The organism is Terrirhizobium terrae, from assembly GCF_030323265.1.
GTDB lineage: Bacteria > Pseudomonadota > Alphaproteobacteria > Rhizobiales > Rhizobiaceae > Neorhizobium.
In genome coordinates this window covers 365642-382438 of sequence record NZ_CP104990.1, presented here as the reverse complement: position 1 = coordinate 382438, position 16797 = coordinate 365642, and the positions used below count along the sequence as shown (strand labels likewise).

Genomic DNA, 16797 nt, shown 5'->3' with positions numbered 1-16797 from the left:
TCCGATCGGAAGCCGCCTCGCCAGTGTGCAATGGGGGAGTACCCAGGGAAAGGTGGCGTCAGTCTACTGCCCCTCATTAATATTGATTAGGAGGAGCGTGACTTTCACCTGATGAGGTACCCCCGGTTTCCAAGTCGGACGGGCATTGGCAGCCGGTTCCAGCATGGCCTATGGCTCCCTGAGTGCGCTGTCGAGGCCCTTCATTATCGGATACAGAATGTATGAGATAATCGTGCGGCGGCCGACATTGATCTCAGATGTCACCGTCATGCCGGGTAGCAGCTGCACAATATCAGTCGGCGCGTTGAGGCGTATATCGGTCAGGGCCACGCGGGCCCTGAAAAAGGAATCGGTGACTGTCCCGCCGCTATCTCTTCTTGCGTCGGGCTGAAAGTATCTCTGCTGATGACCCTCACCTTACCAGTGGCCGTGCCGAATTTCTGGAATGGATAGGCGTCGAGCTTGACGCGAGCAGCCATATCGATGACGACACGTGCGATGTCGAGCGCACTCACCGACACCTCAGCCTCCAATGGTACGTTGAGCGGCACGAGTGTCACGATCGGTTCGGCATCACGTACGACTGATCCGACTGACCGCTGGGCGAGATCGAGAACCACCGCGTCCGCCGGTGCCGTGAGAGTGACCATGGTTCGCCGCAGCGTCATTTTCTTGAGCTCTTCGGCTGCTGTGTCGCGCTGGTCGCGCAGTTGAACCAACTGCTCCATGACGTTGCGATGAAAATCCTCGATGAAGGCCTGCTTTTCTGCCCTTAGCTTCCTGGCAGCATGCTCTGCCTCAGCTCTCTTGCCGCGGATGGCCGAGAGGTCCGCATCGACATCCAGACGTGCGTCCTTCGCACCGAGATACAGGACCAGCGACCCGGCGTCTTTTTGATAAAGACCTTCCCGAGCAGTTTCGATCCGAGCGAGTGTGTCGAGGCGATCGGCTAACACTCCGGCTTGCTCGGCGCCGGCAGCGATTATCGCCGACTGCACGGCAATCTGCTCGTCGAAATTCTGCATCTGCGCATCGAGATAGGCCTTGCGCTGGCGCAGGAGGGAGACTTGGAGCTGCTCGTCTCGCGACGGGCCAGCTATCGCCAGGTAGTCCTGACCGGCGATCTCCGCCTCAATCCGCTTTACCTGCGCATCGAAAGCCTTGAATTTGGCAAGTTGCTGGTCTGCATCGGCCTGGCTGAATGTCGGGTCGAGCGTGGCAAGCCTTTGCCCCTCATGGACGATCTCCCCGACGCTTACATCGAGTGAGCGGATGATCGACGTCTCCAGTGGCTGAACAACCATCGTCGGCTGGCTCGTAATCAGCTTGCCTGTAGCGATAACGACTTCATCGACCTCCGACACCGAGGCCCACAGGATCACGCCACATATCAATGCCGAAAATGCATAGAGCGTTACATTGGCTATCCGCGGTGGAGGACGCTCCTCCAACTCGACTGCATCAGACTGGAATTCGCTAATGACCGCGGAGAACCGGTTTTTGCTGACGATCGTAATGTCCTTGGTGACGCCGGTCGGAGAAGTATCTGATCGCGGAACTGGCAGCTGCGTCATGCCACCTGCCTCATCTGTTGTGACCACAGATGCCGGTAGGTCATGCACCGTGAGACCAACTGATCATGGGGGCCGACATCGGCAATCTTACCCCGCTCCATTACGAGGATTGCATCAGCATCCATCAGTGTAGAAAGGCGGTGAGAGACGATGATGACGGTGCGCCCCGCTGCAATTCTGGTCAGGTTCTGTCTGACGATCGCTTCGCTGTCTGGATCAAGCGCACTCGTCGCCTCGTCAAAAATCAGCAATTTTGGATCGGTGATCAGCGCGCGGGCAATGGCGAGACGCTGCTTTTGTCCGCCGGAAAGATTGCCTGCATTCTCTTCCAGCAGCGTGTCGAAACCACGCGGCAGGCGCTCGATGAACTCCTCCGCTCCGGCCATCTTGGCAGCTTCAATGACCTCCTCGATCGTGGCATCCGGCTTGGTCGCTGCGATATTGTCCCGCACCGTGCCGCGAAACATGAAGTTGTCCTGCAACACGACGCCTATATTGGTGCGCAGATGGACAAGATCGATCTCACGACTATCGTGACCGTCCACCCGAATAATTCCCTGCTGGTTCTGATAAAGGCCCTGGATTAGCCGGGTCACGGTCGTTTTTCCCGATCCGCTCTTGCCCACGATGCCGAATACAGATCCAGGCTTGATGGTGAAGGAGATGTCATCGAGTGCAGGCGCTCCATCCGGCCCGTAGCGGAACGACACCTTGTCGAATTCAATCCGGCCGGTGAGCGTCGGGCTGATCCCCTGCCACGGCCGGATTGCTCCGGGCGCTGGTTCATGATCTCGCCAAGCATGCGCACGGACAGCGCCACCTCCTGGTATTCGTGCACCATGGTTACGATCTGCATGAGAGGGCTCGACACCCTCCCGGCCAGCATGTTGAACGCGACGAGCGTCCCAATCGTCATCGTATTGTCGAATACCGCAAGCGCCCCCAGCCCGATGATTGCGACGCCCATAAGCTTTTCCAAAAGGCCCGTCAGAGCTTGTGCGGCAGTCGAAATCTTGTCGACGCGGAAACGAAGCGAGATGGAGAGCGCGGACTGGTTGTCCCAGACCTTCCGCTGGCGTGGCTCCAGCGCCAGCGATTTCACCGTTCGCATGCCGTGTACGGTTTCGACAAGCAGAGCCTGCCTTTCTCCCTCGGCCTGATAGAGCGCCTGGAGGCGCCGCTGGAACGGCCCGACCAACAGAACCACGACCAACGAGACGAGGGCTGTGAACCCGAGAACCACAAGCGTCAGCTTCACGCTATAAAAGATCAGGATCGGCACGAAGACGAGCAGGGAGAGACTGTCGAGAAGTGTCAGGAATAGTCGGCCGGTCAGGAATTCTCTTATCCGGCCGGTCTGCTGCATGTGTTTCACCAGCACGCCTGCCGACGCCTGCTCGAACAGTGCTATCGGCAGGAAGAGCAGATGCCCGAATGTCTTGGTGGCGACACGGATGTCTATCCTGTTGGTCGCATAAAGCAGGATGTATCGGCGTAGAAAGGTGAACACGGCATCGAAGACCAACGCGATCGCGATCCCGACTGTCAGGACCGCCAAGGTCGCGTAGCTCTGGTGGATCAGAACCTTGTCGATAACGAGCTGGAAGAAGATAGGCGTCGCAAGCCCCAGCCCGTAAAGGATGATAGCAGCTATACCAACGTCGCGGAAAAGGCTGCGCTGGCGGATGATGTCCGGCACGAACCATCGCAGGCCAAATGGCTGGTTATCGTCTAGAAGGCTGTAGTTGCGCTTCACCAGGATCACGTGCCCGGCCCAGCTTTTCGAGAATTGCTCCTCGTTCAAGGTAATGAATTCGGGACGCTGCGCCAGAGGATCGAGAATGCTGATGCTCTCGTTCCCTTCGTGCACGGATGTGCCGGCGATCACGATCCAGTTGCCGTTCCGCAGTTCTGCAAGAACAGGAAACGCCTGTCCAAGCTTGATCAATGCCTGCCAGTTGAGGTTCAGGCTGCGTGCACGCAATCCAGCATCCCTAGCCATGCGCAGTAGCTGACGGGTCGTGACACTGGCCTGCCCAACATCATAGTCGTGGAGAAGCCGATCGGGCGAAAGGTCTACCCCATGATGGCGACTGACCAGGGCAAGACACTGCAGACCTGTATGTGCAACACCGCCCATGGCATCAGCCGCAATACTTGCCATCTCCGGTCAATTGAAATTGGGCGAGCTATTGGTCGGTGCCGGCTCAAGGATCTCGCCATTGACTGTCGGGATCTTGGTGACCGGCGCCCCTCCTCGTCTGACCGCACCCGCTTCCACGAGACCGCCCAGAGCCTTCTGCATCAAGTCGACAGCATTGGCGAATGCGTCTACGGGCATGATAATCCGCTGGCGGAAAGCCGGCTGGGGATTACCGTTTACGTCACGCTTGGTAGGTGAAAGAGACATCATGTCGAGCCGGACGATCGTGCCTGTCACGGTGATCTCGCCGATGCCGTCGCAATAAAGTTCGTCTGTCATACCAGCCTCCGTAATGTGAGAAATCCAAGTTATGAGATGGCGTGAGTGTGGCCGTGATGATGACCATGCTGCCAAGGTGGAAATGGATCGCGCAGCTCTACCCAACGGTCCGGTTCGAAGCGGCGTTCGTCACCGACCAGACAAGTGTCGAGCATGTAGCGAATATCATGTTCGGGGAGATCTACGCCGATGAAGACGATTTCCTGCCGGCGATCACCCCAGATGCTGCTCCAATGGTTGTCAAGCAAACGACGGAATTGTGCATGAGGCGGCCATAACGCCTTCGGCACGGTAGCCCACCAAAAGCCCTTTGCCTCGGTGCGCCGCTGTACCCCGGCAATGGAGAGAAGGCCTATGCAGTCGGGACGGGTTGCCAGCCAGAAATGCCCTTTTGCGCGAAGAAGCCCAGGCCATTCTTTCCGCAGGAACTGCTCCAGCCTGGAGGGATCAAATGGCCGCCGCGCCCTATAGACGAAGCTGTTTATGCCGTATTCCTGCGTTTCTGGAACATGGTCCTGCCACCCGTATAGCTCCTTGTGCCAAAGGGGATGGCGGGCAGCTTTCGCTTCACTGAAAAGGCCAGTATTCAGAATGGCGTCGAGCGGGATGCGGCCAAAGTCCGACTCCAGGATGCGGGCATCTGGGTTAAGTGCCGCAATGACGCACCGCACGGCGCGGCGCGTATCTGCATCAACCTCGGAAACCTTGTTGATGACAACAACATCGCAGAATTCGATCTGCTCGACGAGCAGGTCTATAAGCGAACGCTCGTCATCGCGGTCGCGCGTCTCGCCCCTGTCGCTCAACAGTTCGTCGCTTGAGTAAAGGTTGAGCAGATTTTCCGCGTCGACGACGGTGACCATCGTGTCGAGACTGGCAATATCGCATAGTGCAGCACCTGAAACGTCCCTAAAGGAAAAGGTCGCGGCAATCGGCAAAGGTTCCGCAATGCCGGTTGCTTCGATCAACAGATAATCAAAGCGGTTCTCATCCGCGAGGCGGCGCACTTCACCGAGAAGGTCGTCGCGTAGCGTGCAGCATATGCAGCCATTCGACAACTCAACCAGCGTTTCCTCTGTCATAGACAGATTGCCGCCACCCTCCCGCACGAGATCGGCATCAATATTGACGGAACTCATGTCGTTGACGATGACCGCGACGCGCAAGCCTTCCCGATTGCACAGGACATGGTTGAGTATCGTCGTCTTGCCGGAGCCGAGAAAGCCGGTGAGCACGGTCACGGGCAGCTTTTCTTGTGTCATCGTCGCCCTTCCCGCTAGGCAGCCAGTTGCGGCCGGAATGTGACGTCCACGTAGTAGTTCGTGCTGTTATAGGTGGCCTGCGGAAACAGACCACTCGAACCATAGGCGTAGACACCGTTGCCGCCACTGAGCGCCGACGACAAAGCATGCAGATTTCCGCTATCCAGCGAATTGCTGAAGAAGTTCTGCGTCGCCGAGTAGTAGCCGTTAGTGCTGTAGGAAACGACGTAGGTCGTGTCGGCGGCAATCGCCACGTCCGATGCCAGATCGACGGTCTGCCAGCCGCTGGCTGTCTCGTTTGTGAAGGTCGCGCTGGAGAGCAAGACACCATCGTCGGTCCATAGATATCCGGTATGCGGCCCTGTATTCGTGCTGCTTTTGTAGAAGCGGATGCTCTCGATCCAGCCCGCCGTATCGGCCTGGAATTTCATGCCGAGATTGACGGTATTGTAGTCGTCGACGGCGATCACCGAGGGAATATCTGCCGCGGTGAAGAGAGACTGCGTATTGCTGGGCGGATTTACGGTCAGCGATACCTGCGCCGACGATGTGCCGCCTTGTCCGTCCGAGATCGAGTAGGAGAAACTGGCCGCACCGGAATATCCGGCATCGGCAGTGAAGGTCACCGACTGGGTCGTGCTGTTGTAGGAGACGGTACCATTCACCGCATTGCCGACGCCCGTTATGACGAGCGGATCGGCGTCAGGATCATTGTCGTTGGCAAGCAACGTGGCTCCCGCAATCGTAAGCGCAGTGCCGGTGGTGGTGGAGAAGCCGCTGTCGGCAACAGCAACCGGCAAACCGTTCGCGGTGGAGGGCTCATAGAGAACATCGACCCAGTAGTTCGTCGAATTGTAGCTTTGTGTCGGGAAAAGGCTCGACGTTCCGTAGGCAAAGAGACCGTTCCCACCGGCGCTCGATGCGGATGGGGCGGAGATATTGCCGTTGGTCCGTGTCGTGTCGAAGTAGTTCGCCGTCGCCACATAGTTGCCATTGGAATGATAACTGACGACATAAGTCGTGCCCGCCGAAATCGTGACCGGCTGCGAGAAGGTCGCCTGCTGCCAGCCGCTGACGGTTTCCCCAGTGAAGGTGACGGTGGCGAGAAGTGCCCCCGTGCTCGACCAGAGCGAGCCTGTATGAACACCTATGTCCTGGGCGCTCTTGTAGAAACGTATCCCAGTCACCTGACCTCGCGTGGATGCGACAAACTTCATCCCTAGCTCGACAGAGCCCGGATCGTCTTCGCCGGAGGTAGGTGGCGTGTCAGCGGTGGTGAATAGACCCACTGCGGTCGGCGGAGGCCGAACGTTCAATTGCACGGTTGCGGATGACGTTCCGCCATTGCCATCCGTGATCGTATAGGAAAAGCTCGCCACGCCATGAAAGCCGTTGGTCGGCTTGAAATTGAATGTCTGGGTCTGCGCATTGTACGAGACCGTACCATTCGTGGCGCTGCCGGCGGAGAGCACCGAGAGCGGATCCCCATCCGGGTCATTGTCATTGGCAAGGACATATGAAGCGGCAATGCCTGCCGATATGTTCTGGTCGATCGAGATGCCACTATCGTTATTGGCAACTGGTGCTGTGTTGACGGTCGAGGATTGGAAGACCACGTCGACCCAGTAGTTGGTATCGTTGAAGCTGGTATTGGGAAAGACGTTGTTTCCGCTCCCATATGCGTAAACACCCGCTCCCTCGGAGACGCGGATCGGGCCACTGCTATGGCTCGTGCTGAAATAGCCGTCGGTCGAGGAATAAAACCCGTCGCTATGATAGGAGGCGACGTAGGTCACGCCAGCAGCGATCTGGACGGGACTTGAGAATGTTACCGTTTGCCAGCCGCTAAGCGATTCTCCGGTCGATATTCCCGTGGCGAGGCGTGTGCCATCCGCGGTCCACAGGCTGACCTGATGGTCGCCGATATTATAAAACCCCTTGTAGAAGCGGATGCCCATCACCGCGCCGGCAGAGGTCGTGTGAAAACGCATTCCGAGCTCGACGCTATCGCGATCCATCGTGGTCTCGACGAGAGGCGTAACCGCCTGTGTCCAGAGACTGGAGGTCGTCGGCAGGGAAACGCTGACCTGCTTGCCTGCGGAGGGCGCTTCCAGATTGACGCTGTCATCTACAGCACGCGACATGATCGTATAGGTGCCGCTGGCCTGTACGACCCAATTGAAGCTCCAGTTTTCGCGACCTGTGGCCTTGAACCAATGCAGGCCGCCATCCGTGGAAACCTCCACCCCTGCGACGATCCCGCCACCGAGATCCTGTGCTGTTCCTGTGATCTGCACATGCTGACCTTCTACGAAACTCGCGCCGATTATAGGCGACGTGATCGTCGATGTGGGTTTCAGATTGTCCATCGACTGGGTTGCGAGCACGAGGCTTGCGTCAATCGTCGTGGGCTGGATCCCCATGTCCGCAAACATGTTGATCATCGCTTGTTGGACATTGGGATCCGTCGGTGTCTCTGCTCCCTCGTGGTTGGTACTCAACCCCCAAGACCAGAAGACTGTGCCGGCACCGAAGACGAGGGCGCCGCTTTCCGCCCGATACATGGTCAGGCTATGAGCCGCCACGGCGCTTCCGACGCTCGTGCCATAGTCGCGCAGATAGGTGTCGACGGATATGCTGGAAAGCGACAGATTGACCAGGCCGGCGGGCCGGAAGCCATTCTCGACATCGGAATCCCACTCATATCCGAGAAGATTTTCCGTCAGCGTAAAGGTCTCACCCGGCAGAAGGTCCGCTATGTCCGTATTGCGCCAGAAGCGCAGATTGGAAAAATCGTAGGGGATCGAAATCGCGTCCTGACGATAGCTGTCCACGGTGAACATCGTGCCGGTCAGGGAGTTCTCCGGCTCCTGACCGGGATCGGCATAGCGAGGGTCGCGCCAGGTACCTGTCCCGATATCGCTAGGGTCGGTGCTTGTGCCCCAAGTCTCCTTGTAACAGACCATGGTCCTGTAGGGCGTGCCATTGCCGTCAATGCTGTTTTCCCAGCGGATCTTCCAATAGCATTCGTTGCCGCTCCAGAACGCGAGGTTGACGCCAGAATCGCGCGCGGCCTCGACATTCTCGCGCTGCTCGGCAGACCAGTATTCATCGTGCCCGACCGAAAGAAAGGCCTGGTGATTGAGCAGTTGGGCACCGTCACGCGTGGCGTCCACGCCTGAAATGTAAGAGACGTCATAACCGTTCTGCTCGAGCCACGAGATCGCAGCACTCTCGGCGCCGAAGATGAAATCGTGGGTGCCGCCGACAGGGCTCGTATTGGTGATGATCGGCCGGTTATAGCTGACCGCGGACGCCCTACCGATCGCTGTCAGGCCGCAACTACAGTTCGGCGGCATGTAGCCGACCATGTCCGCGGGATCGACGGGCACCTCGCCGTAGTAAAGGCTTGCCCCACCCCAGGCGTTATAGGCCTGCCAGGTCGTGTCGGAAGTCTGGAATACGATATCGCTGGTGGATCCGTCGTCGCGCACAATGAACGGAATTATGCTCTCACCACTTGTCCCATCTTCTCGGACCAGCTTGGCGAAATAGACGCCGGAAACCGCATCCTCCGGTATCTCCCAGCTTGCCGACACATCCCAGTTCCCGCAGTCGATAAGGCCGAGAGACATGTCGACGATGGGATGATCCTGTATCTGCGCCGTTTCAAGCGACTTCTCGATCGTTGCCACCTTGCGGGCGCCGTCGCCGCCATAGTAACCCATCCGGTAGATATCCAGCCGGTACTGGGTGGAGTCGGTGGCGATCTTGAAATCGACAGTCCCGCCGATATTGGTACTGATCTCGGTGGCGAAGCCCTGGATGTTGCCGTCACCGTCACCTTCGATACCCCACTCGCTCTTGGGATTGCCCTGCTTGAGGTTTTCAAGCGCGATCTTGTTGAGTGGCTCCGCTGCTGCCTCATTCACCTGAACAGACGACGAAATGGTCACGGCGTTGAACCCTCGGTTGTTGGAGTTCGTTGGGAAGGGGAGCCAGCCCGTCCGATGCTCCGAACCGCGCGCATAGCGTCAGCTGAAACCACCGGCCAAAAACCAGTACTTCAGCTACGTGCTAATTCGTCGTTCGGGATTTGGAACAAAGACTTACTGCCCAGATGCAGATATCTTGCCCGAGAACTCACGCAAGGGGGCGTTGGCAGTTCGGATGAGCAGGTGCTTTGCACATCCTCCAATGTGATAAGGCGTCTTTGTCTTAAAGCTATAGCTCCACCCGGTCCTACGGCAACTGATCACAACCAGCCCGGATGGGATCATCAATGCGCATCTCAGGCGTGCTTCCAGCAGACGATATGGATATGTCATCGGCATGGGTTGGCGATGATGGAGATAACCGACGTCAGAACCCCTGGAACAGGAAATCCGTCGCTGCGGTGATCTCGTCCTGGCGAGGGCTGAGGTCAACGATGGTCTCGCCTAGGAACCGTTTCGGTATCGATGCCATGGAAGGTATGAGGATCAGGTAGAATTGCCCATCGATTTCGACGCGCGGGCTGAGCCTGACGAAAATCGGTCCGATGTCGCTGGCCGGCATGACTGGTGCCACCACTCTCGTCTCGAGTGAATCCAATAGATCGGCCTGGAGATCCAGCACTAGGCCGTCTCTGCCCTTGAGTTTATGAACGTGAAATCGCGCCATCAGAAGCTGCGATACTCGTCGAGCGGGAGCCCATTCTTTTCGATGTAATCGTTATAGGCCCTGATCGCCTCAGAGTTTTCTTCCAGCCAGCGACGTTCGCGTTCAGCCTTCACGGCCTTCGCGATGCCGTCTTCGGCGGCGCGGGACAGGTTGATGTCCAGGTCACGGGCCTGAGACAGAAGCTCGCTGTCGAGCGAGAGATTGGCGGCTTTTCGGGACGCTGAGGGCATATTTAAAGGCCTCCATTCATGCGCAGATGATATGCGCATGAATGGAAAAGGCAAGAGCCTTGATGGCCAGCTTCAGTGGGTCTCAGCCGAAGGGCTTGTCGATCGAGTGGGCCGGTTCGGTGAAGAAGACCGGGCCGGTTTCGCTCATGTAGATGATGTCTTCGAGACGCACGCCGCATTCGCCGTAGATGGCGAGCATCGGCTCATCGGAGAAGACCATGCCGACTTCGAGCGGCGTCTTGTTGCCCCGAACCATGTAGGGGTCCTCGTGCATGTCCATGCCGAGACCGTGGCCGGTGCGGTGGGGAAGGCCTGGCACCTTGTAGTCCGGGCCGTAACCAGCATCGGTCAGCACCTTGCGGGCGGCGAAATCGACTTCTTCGCAGGGCGTGCCGAGCTTGGCTGCATCGAAAGCCGCACGATGGGCTTTCTGCTCCAGTATCCAGACCTCGCGCTGGCGGTCGGTCGGCTGGCCGAAGACATAGGTGCGGGTGATATCCGAGCAGTAACGATGGATATGGGCGCCGAGATCGATCAGCACCATGTCGCCGGTCTTCAAGGTCTGCGCATAGGGCACGCCATGGGGATAGGCGGTCGCTTCGCCGAACTGGGCAGCCGCGAAGATATGGCGCATGCCGAGCTTCTGATGGGCGGCGGCGATGAAGTCGGTTACTTCGGTCGTCGAGACACCTTCATAGAGCCCCTGCCAGACGGCCTTGTGGACGCCGAGGCTGGCGGTCATTGCCGCTTGAATGATTGCGATCTCGGTCTTGGACTTGATCTGTCGGCACTGGGCGATCATGTACTTGGCGCCCTTGACCTTCAGGCGGCTGCCGATATGGGCGGTGATCGGGCTCGAGAAGACGAAGGGCGTCGCCGGATCGAGGGCCAGCGTGTCGCCTTCGGCGACCAAGCCGCAGATCCGGTCGGCGACGAGCAGGGCCGGGTCCTCATGTTCTTCCCAGACGGCGATTTCGCCCGGAATGGTGATCAGTGTCTCGGTCTTCGGTTCCTCGAAAGCCGGGCTGATATAGATCGGCGCGCCGGAGGACGGGATGATCGCGCCATGCAGGCGTTCGCTGGCGCCGAGCGTGATGGCGGTAAAATAAGTGAGGCTGGTCGAGGTGTCGAGATAGACCGCCTTGACGCCTTCATCCTTCATCAGGCCCTGCAGCTTGGCGATGCGCGCGTTCAGTTCATCGACCGAAATCGGCGGAATGGCGGCGGCGATGTTTTCGAATTCGCCGAGCGACTGTTCGAAGGACTTGTAGACGGGGGCACTCATGCTGAAGCATCCTGTTGTAATCCTGCGGCGCCATCAAGCCACGCAGCGGTAGAATCGATGACCACTTATTCCGAATAATTGTAGTGTTTGGCAATGAAGATGCTGTGGCAATCCCAGCATCGCGGAAACCGCCTTGCAGATGGGCAGTAGGCGGCTTGAACGCCGGATCATGGCCAGAGGTACCCAAGGAAGGTCTTGAATGGGCGGTGGCTGCCTGGGAAGAAGAAGAGGCGAGAAGCTCCTTCTACGCGAGGTTCCCTTGTCACCTTCAATTTTCCCGCGCAGAATGCCTCATGTCTCCAGCCGCCGCAAATGAGCGGAAGCGCATAAAGCGGACTGACGCTCCTGGTGTCAGAAGCGCCGGTCCGCAGAAGGTTTTGGGACGATCACAGATCAGGGACGATCAAAGGAACCGTGACGAACGCGGGTATTGCCGAGCGGTCCGCGGGTGACGGAAGCGCCGCCGCATTTTTCGGGACCGCAACCACCGACTGCCGCGCGGCCACCGCCATTCGGGCCGCGGGTCACGGCTGCACCGCCGCAATTTCCGTCATGGCAACCACCTGCTGCGGCACGGGCGCCGCCATGCGGACCACGGGTGACGGCGGCGGCACCGCAGCCATTCGGACCGCAGCCCGCAACGGCCTTGCGCGAGCCGCCGTGGTAGTAACGGTCCCAATGACCGTACCAGGGCTGCGAATGATAGTGGAATCCCAGTATGCGACGCTGAAGGCGACGGTGGCGATGCCGATCACCGGCACGATCGATGACGTCAGAACGGTCTGCTGGCCGTTGTAGTTGACATAGATATAGCTTGCCGAGACCCAGCCGCGGGCGCCGGCCCAGCTGACGTCGCACCAGGTCCGGTCGCCGCTGCAGCCATAGATGACGAGCGAGGCGCTCTGCGGCATGACGCGGACGACCGGATATTGGGTGCTCGGACCGGCGCGAAGATTGACGCTGGTCACCGCGACGCCATTGGTGGCGGCGGACGCCTTCGACATGCCGCCGAGGGAAAAGATGAGGGTGAGTGCAAGCATCAGGGCGGTTACGGCCTTGCTTGCGTTGAAATAGTGCTTGGCGGTGCGGATTGGATTGCCTGACAGCATATCCGCTCGACTGCCTCCCATGGAATGCTGGATGAACATGAAAATATCGGCTCCTTGCGTTGAAGATGGAGCCAGTGTCGCGGGTCAAGTTTGATCCGCTGTTTCAGGTTTGATGCAGAAGATTACAGCGTTGCTTGTGATCATCCCGGATGCCTGGAAAGGGGCTGTAACAAACTGCAACATTTCTGCAATCGCCGGGAAAATCCCTTGCCCACCTTATGCAAACCCGCCGCGCTGCGCGCGGCAGGCGGTTCATGGAACCGGGAAGATGATCTTCGGCGAGGGCATATCGATGGCAATGCAGACAAGGGTCGCGAAGAGGACAGGTTTCGTCTCTCCGAGTATTGGCTATCTCGGGATCGCGATGCTCGTCACATCCTGCACGACAACGCCGGCGCATTATCAGGAGCTTGCCTCGACAGCCCAGCTCCATGCCAATACGAGCAACACGGACAAGCGGGTGGCCTTCAATACGTCGCTTGATCCCAAGGCGCTCAAGGCCTATTCGGCCGTAGCGCTCGAGCCCGTTCGTATCTATCGCGGCGCGGACCACCAGTTCGGCAACCTGTCGGAAAACGGAAAAGCGGATCTCGCCAGGCATGCGGACCGGAAGTTTGCCGAAGAACTGCGCCGACACGGGCTTGTGACCGGGACCGCCGGTGCGCCTTCATTGCGCATGCGGGTCACGATCACCGGAGCGCAGACCAGCGTGCCGGTTCTCAGCACCGCCACGAAGGTGACGCCGGTCGGCTTCGCGCTCAACGGCCTCAAGATGGCCGGTGACAAGGAAGCACGCTTTTCCGGTGCGGTGATCTATGCCGTCGAACTGTTCGATGCGCGCAATGGCGGGCTGATCTATGCCTTCGTCACGCGGCAATATCCGAACGCCTTGAACATTCCTGCGAGCGTGCTGCCGCTCGATGCCGCCAAGGCGGGGATCGATCGCGGCGCGTCGACGACAGCCACGTCGCTGAAGGGATTGTTGGCACCGCGCACGGCAAGGAGCGGCCCATGACCGCGCCGACCGCATTTTTGTCATCGCGGTGGCTCTCGCTCCGCTTCGCTCGCGAAATCGCCGAGAAGCAGCGAGAAGCCGATAAGGCTGACGCCATAGAGGCCGAGATCCAGCGCCATGAGCAGTCCGGCCAGTTCGAGATCTCCATGCGGCCATTGGAGCGCGAGGAACCCACCGATGCCGATCGCGGGGGCGCCTCCGGCGATCAGCCAGTGGCAACCGCGCATGTCCCGGAAGATGTAGCCGCAATAGCAGCGCATAGCGCCGGTGGCGATGACACCCGCAAAGAAGAAAAGCGCCAGGATGGCAAGCTGCGGGGAGGGCTGGTGAGGGCGAACAGGCCGAAGAACAGATAGAACGTGGCGACCATCCCCCAGGCGGGAAGCTGCATGCGTTCCCGGACCTGCCAGGCGATGACGAGCTGGAGCAGGCCGGTGACGCAGAGGATCAGCCCGATGACCGGCCATGAGACGACGTTGAGGGCAACGACGTTGCAGCTGAACATGAAGCCGGCTGCGGCGGTCAATATGCCCATAACGAGGATGGTTGCCTGTCGCCTTTTCAGCGTGACGAGCGTACGGGCGGCGGGAAGATTGCGGACCGGGAAAGACATGGATGACCTCGACGACATGAGTTTCGCCGACCATGCCTCCTGCGTTTTGCTGCTTGATGCCGTCGGTGTGACGGAATGTTACTGTCAGGCAGTCCAGATGGATGAAGAGAGTCGGAAGATATGGAAGAGACAGTGAAAATCCTGGTGGTCGAAGACGATCCGGAAATCCGCGATCTGCTCGACGAGTTCCTGACGGCCGAGGGCTATCTGGTCCACACCGCCGACAGCCCGCCTTCGGCCGACCGGCTGGTGGAGCGCAAATGGCCCGACCTCATCATTCTGGACCTGATGATGCCGCGCGAAGACGGCCTGTCCTTCTGCCGCCGTATCCGCGCCAAGTCGCAGGTGCCGATCATCATGCTGACGGCAAAGACCGAGGAGATCGACCGCATCGTCGGCCTGGAATTCGGTGCCGACGATTATCTCGGCAAGCCGTTCAATCCGCGTGAACTGCTGGCCCGCATCAAGGCGGTGCTGCGGCGGACGAATCCGCATTCGGGACATACGGAGGGAGGATCGGGCATCAAGCGGTTTGCCGGCCTCGTCGTCGATCCGGAGGCGCGCAGCATCACGACCGAGGAGGGCACCGTCGTGCCGCTGACGACAACCGAGTTCGACCTGCTTGCCTGCTTTCTGGAACGGCCGCGGCGCGTGCTGTCGAGAGACCAGCTGCTCGATTATACACGCGGCTCGACGGCGGAAACCTATGACCGGACGATCGATGTCGCCATCTCGCGGCTGCGGACCAAGCTTGCCGCCTGCCTGCCGCCCGACGTGCAGGTGATCACCACCGTGCGCAATGCCGGCTATCTCTTCAACCCGACAGTGACAAACGGTTAGGCTGAATGAGAAAAATCGGCATCGTCGCCAGAATTGCACTGATCGTCACGGCTGCGCTGTTCGTCAGCCAGCTCGTGGTGGTGATTTCCTATCTGCGTCAGGGCGAAAAGTCACCGACACCGCCCTATGCGATCGCCGAGCGCATCTCCGATGTGGTCCGTCTGCTGGACGAGACCAGCGCCGCCACACGGGAGGATGTGCTTTCGGTGGCAAGCGTCTCCGGCTTCCAGGTCTCAGTCTACCCGCGGATCCCGCCAACCTTCGAGGATGATTTCAGCTTTTCGCGCATGCGCGTCACGGCCCAGAAAATGGTCAACGACTATGATCCGACCAGGATGGTCAGGGCCGGTGTGATTGCCACGGGGGAGGAAGGCGGAGCAACTTCACTCTCGCCCTCGCCGTCGGGCTGAAAAGCGGCGAAGTGGCTGTCTTCACGGTTTCCGACGAGACGACGCTCAGGGTATGGAATGTGCCGATCGGCTTCCTCGCCGGCTTCTTCGGCATTGTCGTCGCGATCATCGCGGTGCTGGCCGTCGCGCGCGAAACGAGGCCGCTGGCAAAGCTGGCGCAGAGTATCGACGAGCTCGGTAACCGGATCGAGCCGGTGCAGGTGAAGGAGCGCGGCGCGCGCGAGCTGAGAACCCTGATCCGCGCGATCAACAACATGCAGGAGCGCATTCTCGGACTGATCAACAACCGCACTATCTTTCTCGGGGCCGTGTCCCACGACCTGAAGACCTATCTGACGCGCTTTCGCCTGCGGCTGGAAATGATGCCGGCGGGTGCCCATCGTGACAAGGCGATCACCGATGTCGAGGCGATGGAGCAGCTGCTGAGCGATGTGCTTCTGTTTGCCAGCGATGCCTCGGCGAAATCCGCGGCGGAGACGGTCGATCTCAACGAGGCGGTCAGGCGCTGTGCCGCAGAGGCCGACCCTGCAGGTGGGCGTATCGAGGTTGAGCCCTCACGCGAGCGGCTGGACGTCCGGGTGCCTCAATCGGCGCTGGCCCGCGTGATCGACAATCTCCTGTCCAACGCGCTGCGCTATGGCGAGCAAGCCAGGGTGTTGACGCAACAGCGTGAGGACATGGCCTGTGTGATCGTCGAGGATGACGGGCCGGGGGTCCGGGAGGAGGATCTGGCACTCGTTTTCGAACCGTTCTTCCGCGCCGAACCATCGCGCAATCGAGCACACGGAGGCACGGGGCTCGGGCTTGCGATCGTCAAGCAGATCCTCGACGCGCATGGCGGGACGATTGCGCTATCCAACAGGAAAGCGGGGTCGGGGCTCGTGGCGACAGTCTGCCTGCCGCTCGCCAATGTTTCAGACCACACGCAGAAGGCATTGAATTGAAATAGTTCTGCAGACGCCGGCAAATATCAACAGGCTACGCAAATGCTCCAACCGAGATCAAGGAGTTGAAGACGTGGCCGAAGAAACGACGATGTCCAGACTGGATATGCTCAAGGATCCGCTGATCCGCCAGGTGATGAAAGCCGATGGCGTGCGGGTATCGGAACTCTCCGCGCTGATGACCAGGGTCGCGGCGCAGCTCGATGGCGGCGATGCCGAGCGCCGGCAGCCGGAAGTCTATTCCATGGAGGAGATCGAATGCCGGTCCGATCCGCGCTTCGAGCCGTCAAGCCGGCTATTGCGGATGGAATGCTCCTGGACCATGCATTGAAGTGAGGGCCGGACGTGGAAACGCTCCTTCCCTCCGTCAT

Annotated in this window: 15 protein-coding genes and 2 pseudogenes; 5 read left to right on the top strand and 12 right to left on the bottom strand. The window is 59.4% G+C overall.

Translation table 11 applies throughout. From position 1 onward, the window contains the following. Positions 1–168 precede the first annotated feature (168 nt). From N7E02_RS01845 to N7E02_RS01800, 10 genes and pseudogenes are all read right to left on the bottom strand, one after another. Positions 169–1574: pseudogene (locus N7E02_RS01845) on the bottom strand (HlyD family type I secretion periplasmic adaptor subunit). Continuing rightward, positions 1571–3714 (bottom strand): annotated as a pseudogene (locus tag N7E02_RS01840) (peptidase domain-containing ABC transporter). Before N7E02_RS01840 ends, N7E02_RS01845 begins: the two co-directional pseudogenes overlap by 4 nt. Positions 3715–3744: 30 nt before the next feature. Then, on the bottom strand, positions 3745–4056 hold the full coding sequence (locus N7E02_RS01835; protein ID WP_286578379.1) for a hypothetical protein: 312 nt from the start codon (positions 4054–4056) through the stop codon (positions 3745–3747). A 29-nt stretch (positions 4057–4085) separates the two neighbouring features. Further along, a complete protein-coding gene (locus tag N7E02_RS01830) occupies positions 4086–5318 on the bottom strand; it encodes a GTP-binding protein (RefSeq protein ID WP_286578378.1) in 1233 nt (410 codons plus the stop codon). A 14-nt stretch (positions 5319–5332) separates the two neighbouring features. Continuing rightward, positions 5333–9274 carry a DUF4082 domain-containing protein gene (locus N7E02_RS01825; RefSeq protein ID WP_286578377.1) on the bottom strand — a complete coding sequence of 1314 codons (3942 nt, stop codon included), beginning with the start codon at positions 9272–9274 and terminating at the stop codon, positions 5333–5335. Positions 9275–9680: 406 nt separating this feature from the next. Further along, on the bottom strand, positions 9681–9980 hold the full coding sequence (locus N7E02_RS01820) for a CcdB family protein (RefSeq protein WP_286578376.1): 300 nt from the start codon (positions 9978–9980) through the stop codon (positions 9681–9683). Further along, positions 9980–10210, bottom strand: a complete 231-nt coding sequence (locus tag N7E02_RS01815; RefSeq protein ID WP_286578375.1) for a type II toxin-antitoxin system CcdA family antitoxin — start codon at positions 10208–10210, stop codon at positions 9980–9982. The genes N7E02_RS01820 and N7E02_RS01815 overlap by 1 nt, the downstream gene beginning before the upstream one ends. Positions 10211–10292: 82 nt before the next feature. Beyond that, positions 10293–11495, bottom strand: a complete 1203-nt coding sequence (locus N7E02_RS01810) for a M24 family metallopeptidase (protein WP_286578374.1) — start codon at positions 11493–11495, stop codon at positions 10293–10295. Positions 11496–11888: 393 nt separating this feature from the next. After that, complete coding sequence (locus N7E02_RS01805; RefSeq protein ID WP_286578373.1) at positions 11889–12023, bottom strand: hypothetical protein; 135 nt, start codon at positions 12021–12023, stop codon at positions 11889–11891. Then, positions 12020–12643 carry an SH3 domain-containing protein gene (locus tag N7E02_RS01800; RefSeq protein ID WP_286578372.1) on the bottom strand — a complete coding sequence of 208 codons (624 nt, stop codon included), beginning with the start codon at positions 12641–12643 and terminating at the stop codon, positions 12020–12022. The genes N7E02_RS01805 and N7E02_RS01800 overlap by 4 nt, the downstream gene beginning before the upstream one ends. Positions 12644–12872: 229 nt before the next feature. On the opposite strand from N7E02_RS01800, the gene N7E02_RS01795 reads away from it, so the two are divergent. After that, on the top strand, positions 12873–13619 hold the full coding sequence (locus N7E02_RS01795) for a DUF3313 domain-containing protein (RefSeq protein WP_286578371.1): 747 nt from the start codon (positions 12873–12875) through the stop codon (positions 13617–13619). A 20-nt stretch (positions 13620–13639) separates the two neighbouring features. Here N7E02_RS01795 and N7E02_RS01790 read toward each other — a convergent pair whose 3' ends face one another. Both N7E02_RS01790 and N7E02_RS01785 read right to left on the bottom strand, forming a co-directional pair. Then, a complete protein-coding gene (locus N7E02_RS01790) occupies positions 13640–13846 on the bottom strand; it encodes a hypothetical protein (protein WP_286578370.1) in 207 nt (68 codons plus the stop codon). Then, positions 13825–14232 (bottom strand): DUF308 domain-containing protein, encoded by a 408-nt coding sequence (locus N7E02_RS01785; protein ID WP_286578369.1) that lies wholly within the window; start codon positions 14230–14232, stop codon positions 13825–13827. The genes N7E02_RS01790 and N7E02_RS01785 overlap by 22 nt, the downstream gene beginning before the upstream one ends. Positions 14233–14352: 120 nt before the next feature. Here N7E02_RS01785 and N7E02_RS01780 point away from each other — a divergent pair, with 120 nt between their 5' ends. The 4 genes from N7E02_RS01780 (at position 14353) to N7E02_RS01765 (ending at position 16757) form a co-directional block, all read left to right on the top strand. Further along, positions 14353–15072: a response regulator gene (locus tag N7E02_RS01780; protein WP_286578368.1), complete on the top strand. Its 720-nt coding sequence runs from the start codon at positions 14353–14355 to the stop codon at positions 15070–15072. Between the two features lie 5 nt (positions 15073–15077). Further along, a complete protein-coding gene (locus tag N7E02_RS01775) occupies positions 15078–15482 on the top strand; it encodes a hypothetical protein (protein WP_286578367.1) in 405 nt (134 codons plus the stop codon). 11 nt (positions 15483–15493) lie between these two features. Beyond that, on the top strand, positions 15494–16426 hold the full coding sequence (locus N7E02_RS01770; protein WP_286578366.1) for an ATP-binding protein: 933 nt from the start codon (positions 15494–15496) through the stop codon (positions 16424–16426). Positions 16427–16499: 73 nt separating this feature from the next. Next, positions 16500–16757: a hypothetical protein gene (locus tag N7E02_RS01765; RefSeq protein ID WP_286578365.1), complete on the top strand. Its 258-nt coding sequence runs from the start codon at positions 16500–16502 to the stop codon at positions 16755–16757. Positions 16758–16797: the final 40 nt, after the last annotated feature.

Coding starts and splice junctions, on each gene's coding strand:
- N7E02_RS01835 (WP_286578379.1), bottom strand. CDS start 4,056: ATGACAGACGAACTTTATTGCGACGGCATCGGCGAGATCACCGTGACA.
- N7E02_RS01830 (WP_286578378.1), bottom strand. CDS start 5,318: ATGACACAAGAAAAGCTGCCCGTGACCGTGCTCACCGGCTTTCTCGGC.
- N7E02_RS01820 (WP_286578376.1), bottom strand. CDS start 9,980: ATGGCGCGATTTCACGTTCATAAACTCAAGGGCAGAGACGGCCTAGTG.
- N7E02_RS01815 (WP_286578375.1), bottom strand. CDS start 10,210: ATGCCCTCAGCGTCCCGAAAAGCCGCCAATCTCTCGCTCGACAGCGAG.
- N7E02_RS01810 (WP_286578374.1), bottom strand. CDS start 11,495: ATGAGTGCCCCCGTCTACAAGTCCTTCGAACAGTCGCTCGGCGAATTC.
- N7E02_RS01800 (WP_286578372.1), bottom strand. CDS start 12,643: ATGTTCATCCAGCATTCCATGGGAGGCAGTCGAGCGGATATGCTGTCA.
- N7E02_RS01795 (WP_286578371.1), top strand. CDS start 12,873: ATGATCTTCGGCGAGGGCATATCGATGGCAATGCAGACAAGGGTCGCG.
- N7E02_RS01790 (WP_286578370.1), bottom strand. CDS start 13,846: ATGCGCGGTTGCCACTGGCTGATCGCCGGAGGCGCCCCCGCGATCGGC.
- N7E02_RS01785 (WP_286578369.1), bottom strand. CDS start 14,232: ATGTCTTTCCCGGTCCGCAATCTTCCCGCCGCCCGTACGCTCGTCACG.
- N7E02_RS01780 (WP_286578368.1), top strand. CDS start 14,353: ATGGAAGAGACAGTGAAAATCCTGGTGGTCGAAGACGATCCGGAAATC.
- N7E02_RS01775 (WP_286578367.1), top strand. CDS start 15,078: ATGAGAAAAATCGGCATCGTCGCCAGAATTGCACTGATCGTCACGGCT.